At 41.1% G+C, this 12,248-nt stretch carries 11 protein-coding genes; 4 read left to right on the top strand and 7 right to left on the bottom strand.

From position 1 onward, the window contains the following. Positions 1-102: 102 nt before the first annotated feature. The 6 genes from FBF75_RS09355 to FBF75_RS09380 form a co-directional block, all read right to left on the bottom strand. Positions 103-1,431: a GntP family permease gene (locus FBF75_RS09355; protein ID WP_136944661.1), complete on the bottom strand. Its 1,329-nt coding sequence runs from the start codon at positions 1,429-1,431 to the stop codon at positions 103-105. Between the two features lie 24 nt (positions 1,432-1,455). Further along, a complete protein-coding gene (gene gntK / locus FBF75_RS09360; RefSeq protein ID WP_136944662.1) occupies positions 1,456-3,000 on the bottom strand; it encodes a gluconokinase in 1,545 nt (514 codons plus the stop codon). Between the two features lie 193 nt (positions 3,001-3,193). Then, entirely contained in the window at positions 3,194-4,027 is an 834-nt protein-coding gene (locus FBF75_RS09365; protein ID WP_169476088.1) for a MurR/RpiR family transcriptional regulator, read from the bottom strand. Positions 4,028-4,143: 116 nt separating this feature from the next. Further along, the gene (locus FBF75_RS09370) at positions 4,144-5,079 is read right to left on the bottom strand and encodes a nucleoside hydrolase (RefSeq protein ID WP_099496961.1); all 936 of its coding nucleotides are present in this window, start codon (positions 5,077-5,079) and stop codon (positions 4,144-4,146) included. A 97-nt stretch (positions 5,080-5,176) separates the two neighbouring features. Further along, positions 5,177-5,659: a DUF1433 domain-containing protein gene (locus FBF75_RS09375; RefSeq protein ID WP_136944663.1), complete on the bottom strand. Its 483-nt coding sequence runs from the start codon at positions 5,657-5,659 to the stop codon at positions 5,177-5,179. A gap of 81 nt (positions 5,660-5,740) precedes the next feature. Beyond that, complete coding sequence (locus tag FBF75_RS09380; RefSeq protein ID WP_035704010.1) at positions 5,741-6,247, bottom strand: DUF1433 domain-containing protein; 507 nt, start codon at positions 6,245-6,247, stop codon at positions 5,741-5,743. 129 nt (positions 6,248-6,376) lie between these two features. Between FBF75_RS09380 and FBF75_RS09385 the strand changes: the two genes are divergently transcribed. The 3 genes from FBF75_RS09385 (at position 6,377) to FBF75_RS09395 (ending at position 10,043) form a co-directional block, all read left to right on the top strand. Next, entirely contained in the window at positions 6,377-7,861 is a 1,485-nt protein-coding gene (locus FBF75_RS09385) for a lipase family protein (protein WP_136944664.1), read from the top strand. A gap of 12 nt (positions 7,862-7,873) precedes the next feature. Next, the gene (locus FBF75_RS09390; protein ID WP_076821413.1) at positions 7,874-8,284 is read left to right on the top strand and encodes a hypothetical protein; all 411 of its coding nucleotides are present in this window, start codon (positions 7,874-7,876) and stop codon (positions 8,282-8,284) included. An 82-nt stretch (positions 8,285-8,366) separates the two neighbouring features. Beyond that, the gene (locus FBF75_RS09395) at positions 8,367-10,043 is read left to right on the top strand and encodes a hypothetical protein (RefSeq protein ID WP_136944665.1); all 1,677 of its coding nucleotides are present in this window, start codon (positions 8,367-8,369) and stop codon (positions 10,041-10,043) included. Between the two features lie 16 nt (positions 10,044-10,059). Here the strand turns inward: FBF75_RS09395 and FBF75_RS09400 are convergent, their stop codons facing one another. Beyond that, positions 10,060-10,959, bottom strand: coding sequence for a LysR family transcriptional regulator (locus FBF75_RS09400; protein WP_025208260.1), 900 nt, complete (start codon positions 10,957-10,959; stop codon positions 10,060-10,062). A 172-nt stretch (positions 10,960-11,131) separates the two neighbouring features. On the opposite strand from FBF75_RS09400, the gene FBF75_RS09405 reads away from it, so the two are divergent. Further along, on the top strand, positions 11,132-12,127 hold the full coding sequence (locus FBF75_RS09405; protein WP_057078847.1) for a LacI family DNA-binding transcriptional regulator: 996 nt from the start codon (positions 11,132-11,134) through the stop codon (positions 12,125-12,127). Positions 12,128-12,248: the final 121 nt, after the last annotated feature.

The following is a 12,248-nucleotide window of genomic DNA, read 5'->3' on the forward strand; positions in this document are numbered from 1 at the left end:
GCCTCCCATAGCTCAATATCATTATTTTATCCTAAATTGTCAAAAGCGGCATAACAACAAACCAAAAACAGCCCAATCCCGAAGAATTGAGCTGTTGTGCCGTTATATAAACATATTAATGATCATAATAAATGCAATGGCGCTAACGGAAATGATGGTCTCCATAGCCGTCCATGTCAAGAACGTCTCTTTAATGGTCATACCAAAATACTCTTTGATCAGCCAAAAACCAGAGTCATTGACATGAGACAAAATCAGTGAACCCGCTCCTGTTGCTAAAACAAGCAGCTCTCTGCTCACATCCGGCATGGATGCAGCGATTGGGGCTACAATTCCGGCCGCTGTCATCATGGATACTGTAGCAGATCCTGTTGCCACACGAATAACCGTAGCAATCAGCCAGCTAAGTAAAATCGGTGAGATTGGGGAGTGTTTGGCTAAATCAGCAATATAATCCCCAACGCCTGAATCGATCAATACATTATTGAACGCTCCGCCTGCACCAATCACAAGCAGAATGGAAGCGATCGGTCCCAAACAATCATTACTGAATGACAGCACTCGGTCACGGCTCATCCCTTGTATAAAGCCAAGGCTAAAGAAAGAATACACTGTCGCAATCAGTAAAGCTGTTATAGGATCTCCAATGTACTTGAACATCTGATACCACATACTATCCTCTGGCAAAATAATGTCCGCCAACGTGGCAAGCAGCATAAGAATGACCGGCACCAAAATGGTAAACATCGTATTTGCAAAACCTGGAAGCTTCCGATCAGCATTTCGTTCCGTGAATTGCTTTCTGAGCAGCTCTGGAACTGGTTTATGTATCCGTTTTCCAATCCACTTACCGTACAGCGGTCCAGCAATAATAGCTGTTGGCAAACCGACGATGATTGAAAAGAAAATCGTTTTCCCCACGTTGGCATGATAGATGCCTACTGCTGCCATTGCAGCTGGGTGAGGCGGGACTAACCCATGCACAACAGACAAGCCTGCGATTAATGAAATCCCAATCGTCACGAGCGAAATGCCCGTTTCAATCGCAATGGTAAAGAGTAAGGGAATGAGAAGAACAAATCCGACCTGGAAAAAGACAGGTATCCCCACGATAAAGGCTACAAACATCATCGCCCAATGCACATTCTTCGTCCCAAATCGGCTGATGAGTGTTTGAGCGATCCGCTCAGCGCCCCCTGACTCAGCCATCATTTTCCCAAGCATCGTCCCAAGCGCTAGCACAATCGCCAGTAATGATAACGTGTTCCCTAATCCCGTTTTAATCGATTGAATGATTTCCTGTAAATCCATTCCTGTAGCAAAACCTACTAGCATAGAGGTAATGATCAAACTCACAAACGGATTCAACTTAGCGACTGTAATGAGAATGAGTAAAAGGACAATCGCCGCAATCACAATGAATAAAAGCATGTTCTCCCACCTTTTCCCCGATGTTTAACGATTTTGTTTTAATTGCAACGCACTAATGACATCAAATTCATCCTTCAGTTTGTCATAGAGACGCTCATATAAATAAAACAGCTCTATGTATGTTTCGTTGTTCTTCATATTTGGTTCATGGCGGGCAGAAATACGAATCCATTCCTGCACCTCTTCTATCTCTTCCATATGACCTAAACTATGAAGTGCAAGGACAGCCGCCCCAAGTGCGGAAGCCTCGTAGCTCTCTGGAACGAGCACTTCTCTGCCCATCGTATCTGCCAAAATCTGTCGCCATAGAGGGGATCTCGCAAATCCACCAGAAGCCCTGACATCCTTCGCTGGACCTGTTAAATCTCTTAGTGCCACACCGATCGAGAAAACACTCATAATGACGCCTTCTAACACGGCTCTAATAAAGTGCTCGCGCTTATGCTGAAGACCAATCCCAAAGAACGTGCCTCTTGCGTTTGGATTCCAATAAGGTGCTCGCTCACCTGTTAAAAATGGTAGAAACAGCAGTCCTTCTGAGCCAGCTGGAACCTTTTCTGCAATGTCAATCATTAGATCGTAAGGGTCTACACCTAGACGCTTTGCTACCTCCACCTCTGACGACCCAAATTCATCCTTCAGCCATCTCAGCATAATTCCGCCGTTATTGGTCGGTCCTCCGACGACCCAATGCTTGTCCGTCAATGCATAGCAAAATGTTCTTGATTGCTCATCTGTAATTGGCTGATCTACGACTGTACGTACTGCACCACTTGTCCCAATCGTGACTGCTACCTCACCTTTGCCAATTGCACCAACACCAAGATTCGCTAGTACACCGTCATTTGCACCCACAACAAATGGTGTATCTTCTTCAATGCCCATTCGCAGCGCAATTTCTGGCTGAAGCCCACGCAGCTGATGCGTCGTTGGAACAAGTTCAGACAGCTGATTCACCTGAATTCCTGCAATACGTAGTGCCTTCTCGTCCCATTGAAGCGTTTCCAATCGGAACAGTCCTGTTGCTGATGCTATTGAATAATCGACCACATACTGACCGAAGAAATGATAAAGAACATACTCTTTGATGGAAATGAATTTTGCTGCCTGATTGAAGACGTCAGGTGTCATTTCCTTGATCCATCGTATTTTTGAAAGCGGTGACATTGGATGGATCGGTGTTCCGGTTCTTTTATAAATTTGAAAGCCATCTAAGTCCGCTATGATTCGTTTCGCTTGTTCTGCACTTCTGTTATCAGCCCAAATGATACTGTTTGTTAATGCTTTTCCATTTTCATCCATGACGATTAAGGAATGCATCGCCGTACTAATTCCCACACCTATGAGGTTTTTTGCATCAAATGCTGCTTTCGTCAATGCGCCTCTTACACTCGCAATCACAGCATCTAAAATATGTTCAGGGTTCTGCTCAACCCATGCTGGCTGGGGGTGAATGAGGTCATAAGGAACAGAATGTTTTGATATGACTTTCCCCTGTGGTCCAAATAGAACCGCCTTTGTACTTGTTGTTCCAATATCCAAACCAATTACCGCCTGGTTTCCCTTCATCTGTATCACGCCCAATCATTGATTTGAAATAAAGTGTCGTGGTGTCGTGGTGCCGATGTACCTGATAAATCCCATTATAGGAATATTTTTTTCGACATTCAACGACCAAAAAGAAAATAATTTTCATTTAAAACCTTAGAATCATTACCACAACAGCATTTTTCACTAATAGAAAAATTTATTTTTGAAACCATTACACTCTTTTTTGAGAAATGGTTTCTCTCATTTGCTTTAAGTTTGTTAATGTTTCCTGCTGCCTTAAATGTGCAAGCGCAAAATATAGCACATCAATCACAGTAAGCTGGGCAAGCCTAGCGGACATCGCTTCCGTTCGGAAAGCCGTTTCTTGCGTTGATGTATACAGCGTGACATCTGCAAGCTGACTCAATGGAGAACGCTGATAGCTTGTAATGCCAATGGTTTTCGCTCCTTTTTCCTTAGCTGTTTTCATCGCATCCAGTAAATCCTTATTTCGACCAGAATGAGATATACCAAGCACTGTGCTCTTTTGATCAAGCAGACCTGCCGACATCGCTTGAAAGTGAGAATCTGTATGAACAATACAGTTGATGCCTGTTCTCATAAATTTGTGAAAAGCATCTGTGGCGATGAGGCCAGACCCACCGCTGCCATAAAACTCTAAGCGCTCTGCTTCATGGATTAATTGTACGGCTTTTTCTACATCTTCTGGATTCAACAATTGAAAACTATCCTTTAATGCAGTGATGTTTGCCTGAAATACCTTTTGCATAAAAATGGCAGTATCATCGTCAAGACTCATCTCTTCATCTACATAATCAGGCTTCGTTTGGTCTATTTCCTGGGCAATAGCAATCTTCAAATCTTGATACCCCTCAAATCCAAGCCTTTTACAAAGACGAAAAATCGTTGCCTCTGAGCTCTCTGTCTTTTTGGCAAGCTCGACAATCGACAAATGGATGATGTCGCGGGGCTCACTCGTAATATGCTCAGCAATTGCTTTCAGTTTTGGCGGCAATCCTCTGCTTGCTGCCCTTATCTTATCCATACTACTTAAACTGACAGAAGCCAATTGACTTCACTCCTTCCTCATTCATGTGAGCGCATACATTTCCTCATGTTCCCATCTTATAAAAAAGAAGCCTGTTTGCACAGACTTCTTTTTTAAGAATTCAAGACTTTGATCATTAAATCAAAAAACCCTTCAGCATCTACATCCATACACACTTGAAGATTGCGATCTTTTCCCCATTGATGCTGAAAATCACATATCATTTGACCATCGCAGAACTCACTCTTCGTCTCCACTTCTACATGAAAAGCCTGTGTATTCACAAGTTGTTTATCAATTGCAAGACTTACAGCAAGCGGATCATGCATGGCACATGCCCACACCCCATTCCGCTCAAAATAGCGCTGGCGATAAATGCTTGTGCTCTCTCTGATATAACTGGCTAACGTTTCATTTTGAATGGCATTAATTCTCTCATCCGTTAACAAGACCTGTCTCGTGACATCCAGCCCTACTTGAGTCAATGAAGGGAAACCAGCCTCCAGCACCAATTTCGCCGCTTCTGGATCTGCATATGTATTAAATTCCGCAACTGGTGTGACATTCCCCTGTCCCTGCACGACACCCCCCATAAAAATGACTTCTTTCACGTGATGAATCAGCTCAGGGCATTTTTTTACCGCAAGGGCTAAATTCGTTAACGGCCCTGTCAACACAAGCGTAACCTGCTTCGGATACTTCAACACTTGGTCAATGATAAAATCAGGCGCAAAACCTTCATCTGCGGTCTTCTTAGGCCGGGCGTCCTTTAAAGCGCCGCCAATTCCATCCTCCCCATGCACCCGATGTTCATAATGAGGGGCTCTCAAAAGAGGCGTTACTGCACCTTTGATGACAGGGATTTCCTCTGCCTCAACCAGCTCAAGCACTTTACACGTATTCAACGTCGCCGCTTCAACAGACACATTCCCGCACACCGTTGTGATCCCCAACATATCAAACCGCTTACTTTTCACTGCAAGCAAAATACCAATCGCATCATCAATTCCAGTGTCTACATCCAAGATCAATTTCTTTTTATTTGCCATGTTTGAAAGCTCTCCTTTAAATGAAAGTGTTTTTATTGATTAATAGCATATTACTTTAGTCATCATTTATAGGGAACAAATTGATAACGGATATTTTTTACTCTTTTTCTCCAATATCGTTGAGATACTGTTCACGTTCTTTTTTAGAGAGACTATTCAAAAAATTTTCTTTCACTTTAGGTTCATCTTTATATTCATCCCAGTCTATAAAACGATCTGATAAATCAGGGGAATGACTCATCGAAGCGATTTCGTTAGTTTTGTATATTAATGATGCAGAAAAATGATATTTTTCTGCATCGTTATTTATATATCCATCAACTGTGACATAACCCATAGGGCTTATAGATACATTTTTTTTAAATGTGATGGTTTTAATAAAATTGTGAATATCTTTTTCATGTAAATATTCTTCAATTTTTGGTTTCATCTTTTCTGCGAATTCTTCGGCCTTTTCTTGATCGCTTTTCTCTTGCACTACTTCATCTGAAAAACTCTGATGAATGTACTCTACAACAAACACAGTTACGGAGATGACGGCGACCACAATTATGATAGAAAATTTCATGATATTTTTCATAAAAAGCAAAACTCCTTAATGAACTTTAATCAGCTGACTATTGAATTTGGCAAAATAAAAACAGGTAGGCTAGTACCTGTTTTACTCTTTTTCTCCAATGTCTCTCAGATACTGATCACGTTCCTCCTTAGTAAAACTTTTAAGGTAATTTTCTTTCACTTCCGGCTCATCTTTATATTCTTCCCAATCTATAAAGCGGTCTGATAAATCAGGGTCATAACTCATTGAACCGATTTTTTTAGCTCTATATTGTAAAGAAGCTGAGAAACCGTACTTTTCCGGTTCATCATTTACATAACCATCAATCGTAATATCTCCCATTGGGTTAATGGTCACATCTTTTTCAAACGTTATGGTTTTTATAAAGTTATGAATATCTCTTTTGTGTAAGTGCTCTTCAATCTTGGGTTTCATCTTCTCTGCAAACTCTTCTGCTAATTCTTGATCACTCTTTTCTCTTTCTTCCACGATATTTTTTCCTCCCGCATCGTTTGATTCTTTTTTCTTGTCAAATTCTAGAATAAGTAAAATCACTGAGATAACTATGACGAGAACTAGAACACATATAATTTTAATTGTATTTTTCATTTAAATAATATCCACCTTTTATTGATATAATAGAGATATTTTTTGTATAATAAGCGATAGATCTAAAATAGATATTTATACCACTACATAATATAATTACCAAATATAAAGATAACAGGAGTGTTAATATTGACCATAAAGTCAACTCGATTTAAGCTTACTGACGAAGACTATAAAGAAATATCAACAAAATCTTATGCTATTAAAAACTATAAGGACTATAAAGAAATAGAAATTAGCAATGATAGAAAAATGTATGTCATTGACTATAAAGAAACAGAAAAAGGGCTTAACTCACTAACTCTGGTATCAAAGGATGACTTTATTCGATCCGGTAAAGGCAAAGACCTCACCAAAATCAAAAACGCCGTCATCGCCTACCGCGGCTCAGAACCAATTGGCGCAGGCCAATATAAAGATACCATTAAAAAACATGGAAAAAAAGAGTCAGATGATCTTCTTTCTACCATTTTGACAAAGCTTCCTCCTTTTAGCCAGTCAGAGACGTCAAAGGAAGTCACGACGAAGATGACGACAGGGACAACGACCTATACAAATGAGATTGTACAAGATTGGTTGATTTCAGATACGAAGTATTTGATTAAAAATATCCCTTTTGAACACGGCGCAGAGAATCAAATGGTGCAGGCGGACCGGTATGCAAAAGAGATCCATAAGAAAATGCCGAATGCGAAGATGTATGTGACAGGGCATTCACTTGGCGGGTCAAATGCTTCTTATGTTCTTGTCAAAAATGATTTTATTAAAGGCGGGGTCACCTTTGAGAATCCGAATATTTACCCAAATCTATCGGATGGTCTGCAAGCCAAAGCATTAAAAGGTGATTACCGTAGTAGATTAACAGAATATATCAATCTCAATGACGGGCTTTCTCTCTTAAATCGTCATACGACAGAAATCGGTCGTGTGAAAGTGATGTATGATGCCGCTTTACCTGAAGGCGTCGATTACACTGAGGACTCCTCAAAGGCCGTCCAATTTATGAAAAATCTCCTCAATCGGGCAATGAGTGTGAATCCTTCACTTGATGCGAATTTATTTCTTGAAGCCCTCGCCGGCAGCCATGGCTTAGACCGGTATTCCTTTTCGTCAGATGGCTCCGTTCAAACCATTGATGATATGTTGAGAAAAAACCCTTCTCTCACTGCCGCCATGTTACATCAATTGAGCCAATCAAATGTTCACCCGCAAAGTGTGGTAGCGATTTTAATCAAGTCGCATGTTCTTATGAACACAGGTCGTACATTCTCCACATATGCCGAGCACCATATGCAGCAAATCATTCGCAAAATTGAGAAACTCGATGACAAAGTGGATCAATCAGTGGAACGCGTTCGTTCAAGATACAAACAAATTGTCGGTTTTGGCTCGTATGATCAGCTGACGGCTTCAGATGTGGATGCTGTCATTCGCCACTTAAAAACAGAGGGTCTTGAAAATGAGTTCTATTCGGTCAAAAAGTATGATGCAGCGATTGATCATGCGATGAATATGAAAAGGTGGTTGGACTCAATATCAGATGATATGAGCCAGCTAGGAAAACAATACCACGATGCAGATACGGCCCTAGCCAAGAACATGGGTATTTCTTAAGGAGTACGACAAATGGAATTTTCAAAGAAACAACCAACAGATGCAGATCGTTTTTTGCAAAGAATGACAGATACGCATACATCAAGCTCCATCTTCTCTCAAGCAAACTTTAACACGGAAGACATGACACCAGCAGAGCTGGCTGCTTTGAAGGCAAAGATCAAAGAAGAACAGAAAACAGCGCTGATCAGAGCCATCCGGCATCAACTTCAAAATGAATTTGCAGAGGATCGCCAAGAAGCCAAAAAAATAGTAGATCTGATTGATGACCTTCTGATTAACGTGTACAAACATCAAAGGAACATCCAAACCCATATGTCAGGTGAAGCCATTGACGCCTTAATCGAAAAAATCGAACAAAGACTCACATTTTTTGAGCTGAAAGAAGATGTTCAATCCGCCATCGACTCGATCGGCATTTAAATGAACCTGCCATCCGGTGAATCTTTTCCCCGTCTCACTCGTATATACTAAAAGAGTGATTGATTTGAAAGGAGATCTGTTTGTGGGATATATGTTGTTATTTTCGGTTGTGATCGGTCTTGTCCTGACCCTTTTGCTCACACCACTCAGGTTAATCGTTAGAAAAAAAGGGACTGAACAACAGGTGCCGCTTATGTGGATTGCGGGACTTGCCCTGCTGTTTATCATCGGGATTTTCGGCTTCTACTACATCACCAATTTAGACCGCAACCCATCATCACTGTGGCTCATTGGACTTGTTGTGACAGCAGCAGGTGCCTTTTTATCAGTGGGATTGGAGCGGAAGATCAAGGGCGTTTTATTTCTCATATTATTGTTGCTCGGTGTTTATATGGCAACCGCTTTTCTATTCAATGCAAATGAGAAATTCGACGTGTCTAAGATGGATCAAAAAGTCGAAATCAAAGCGTTTGATGAGACAGAAACACCTGCGAGTGTACCACCGCAATTTGCTCGCAATAAGATGAAGAAATCGTTCGGACAGGTGCCAAACACGAGCTACTACGAGCTGGGTAGCTTGCAAATTCAGAAGGTCAATGGTGAGTATGTGTATATCGCTCCCGTCGAGTTCTCCGATTTCTTTAAATGGATTCGTTCTGGTAGCACACCGGGTTACTTTACATTAAGTGCGACCGACTCATCTGCCAATCCAAAGTTTGTGAAAACCGAGATGGTCTATACGCCTTCTTCCTATTTCAATAAGGAAATTGAGCGGCATATCCGTCTTCAGTACCCAGATTTGATTTTCTATGGAGACACGCAGCTAGAGATCAATGATGATGGCAAGCCTTATTACATCCAAACATTTGGGGATTTCATCACTGCACGAAACGGGTTTAAAGCTTCAGGTGTGGTTGTTGTGGATGCCAAAACAGGTGAAACGAAGAAATACGCCTTAGACAAAGTACCAGCCTTTATTGATGGCGCTGTTTCGCCAGAGGCTGTCAGTCTGCAAAATAGTTACTTCGGCAACTATGTACATGGTTTCTGGAACAGCCTCTTTGGAAAATCAGATGTGAAGCTGCCTTCTGATGAGGGGACTGAAGCCAATGTAAGTCCGGTGTTTGATTCAAAAGGGGATATGTATTACTTCACAGATTTCACGAGTCCAAAAGAGGGCGTTGATTCCATGCTCGGGTATGCACTAACAAATGCCCGAACAGGAAAAGCCACGTATTATACGGGTAATCTTGAAGAATCCTACATGGATTCACAGGGAGCTTTGCAAATTATTGAGAAACGATTTATCGAGAAGAAATGGAAGGGCCGCATGCCGATTCTTTATAATTTCTATGGGGAAGCCAGCTGGCTTACACCTGTTCTCGATTCAAACGGATTCCTGCAAAACTACTTTATTGTTTCGGCAGCCAATCCTGAGATCGCCGCATACGCTTCTACACCAAATGAAGCACTAAGAGCCTATAAAACAGCTCTTCAAAAAGGCGGTGGTACCGTCAATAGTTCATCAAAGCAAGAAAAGAAAGAGTCAACAGGTAAAGTGAAAAGGGTGTATAAGGAAAAGACCGGTGATTATACAACCGTCACCTTCTTACTAGACGATGGGAAAAACTACACGATGTCATCTGAAAAAGAGCCTCTTATTATTTATTTAAAAGAAGGCGATCAAGTCAACATGAAGTATACAGATACAGGTGAGATTTTCCTCCCAGTCGATGAAATCAACATCAAAGGATTATAAAAAAAAGACGCTTCTCCTACTGCGGAGAAGCGTCTTTTTTCTCTTTTCTCAACAACTCAACAAGCAATTCCTTATTTTTATTCCCACCTGTCATCGGGGATTCGACATAGGAAAATGTCCGTTTAAAGTCCATTCCCCTCACAGAAATGACAGCCAATTCCCCGCCAATGCTGCCCCGCTGGAGCACATATTTAGATAAAACAGACAGCCCCATTCCATGAATGACAGCTTCTTTAATCGCTTGATTGCTGCTAAATGTCACAAAGGTCCGCGCTTTCAGTCCATTTGATTTCAAGACGTGCTGTAAGTATTCTCCTGTCCCAGATCCTTCTTCTCTTGTGATCCATGTTTCATTTTGCAATTGATCAATGGTGACATCCTTTTTCTTTGCAAACGGATGGTCTAATGGGGCAACGATATACAGTTCATCCTCTAGGAACGTTTCTACAGAGAGTTCTTTGTCATTGGTTTGTCCTTCGATCAGTCCGATGTCGACATGGAACAACCGAACATGTCTAGCGATCGCCTCTGTATTATCAATGACTACCTCAATATCAACATGCGGATAGAGCTGATGAAATTGTGCCAAGATTTGCGGCAGTACATACTCCCCAATGGTAAAACTCGCTCCAATCGTGAGCTTCCCTCGTGCCAGATGATGATGCTCATAAATATCCTGCTTCGCCTGTTCATATAAACGGATGATTTGTTTTGATCGATGGTACAGCATATCCCCAGTTGGCGTCACCGTTAATTGCTTTGGCGAACGATTGAGCAGAACCGTCTGAAATTCCTGCTCCAAATTCTTAATGTGAAGACTGACACTCGGTTGAGAAATCCGTAGCTTCTGAGCTGCTTTAGTAAAGTTTTTCTCTTCCACAACTGTCACAAATGTCTTCAGTGCATCATAATACATCTGTCCCTCTCCTATCAGAAATCTTAATCCTACATCTTCAATACATATATCTTACTAATTCCTTTCGAGATCGTAAAGAACAGTCTAAACGCAATCAATTTAATAAAAATATTTACTAATTTTTTTAAAGACTCTATACTGAAAGGAGATATTTTCTATAGGAGGTGCTGACTTGGCAGCTAAAATAAAGGACATTGCGGAAAAAGCCGGATTATCCATCGCCACCGTGTCTCGCGTATTGAATCAAGATCCCAACCTATCGGTTACGGATCAAACACGTGAGAGAGTATACGCGGCAGCAGAAGCTTTGTCCTATCAAAAAAAGACATTCAAACATTCACTAAAAAAAATTGCCTTTCTCTATTGGATGACCGAAAAAGAAGAGCTTGAAGATATTTATTTTAAATCCATTCGTCTAGGCATTGAGGAACTCACCAATACCCGAAGCTTAAATGTTACCGCTTACAACCCGTCTGATGGTCTTCAATCGATTGATCCTTCTACAGAAGGCATCATCGCCATCGGTCGATTTAAAAAAACTGAGCTTGATCAATTATATGCGATCACAAAACATATCGTCTTTATTGATACATCACCAGATGAAGACCGCTTTGATTCTGTGAAACCAAACCTGAAACGAATTGTAGAAAAGATTATTGATTCTTTTATCGAAAAACAGCACACATCCATCGGATTTATTGGCGGGACAGATCTTGATCTCAATACAAATAGGCGTATTCCAGATATTCGTGAAACGACCTTCCGCCAGTACATGACAGCACACAACAAACTGGATGAACAATTGGTCTATATCGGTCACCACTTCTCTGTAGATGAAGGCTATTCATTGATGATGAAGGCGATCGACGAGCTCGGTGATCACCTGCCAACCGCTTTTTGTGTCGCAAGTGATCCTCTTGCGATAGGCTGTTTACAAGCATTAAATGAACGCGGTTTTTCTTTACCAAATCGAGTGAGTGTCTTTAGTATCAACGATATTCACGTCTCTCAATATGTGTCACCACCGCTCACAACTTATCACATCCATACCTCTTTACTTTGCGAGACAGCTGTCGATTTACTTTTAGAAAGACTTGTTGATGGCAGAACATTACCAAAAACCGTGCTGATTGCCTCAGATCCTGTCTTTCGGAAAAGCACGATATAAACAGCTGGAAGCCCTGCCGTATGTGGCGGGCTTCTTTTCTCTTTATTTCGGTAAAAAATTTTACTTAATAAATTTAATAAAATGTGTTTACTTTTTTTACTCAAGTTGATATTCTCACATT

The organism is Bacillus sp. S2(2019), assembly GCF_005144805.1.
Taxonomy (GTDB): domain Bacteria; phylum Bacillota; class Bacilli; order Bacillales; family Bacillaceae; genus Bacillus; species Bacillus altitudinis.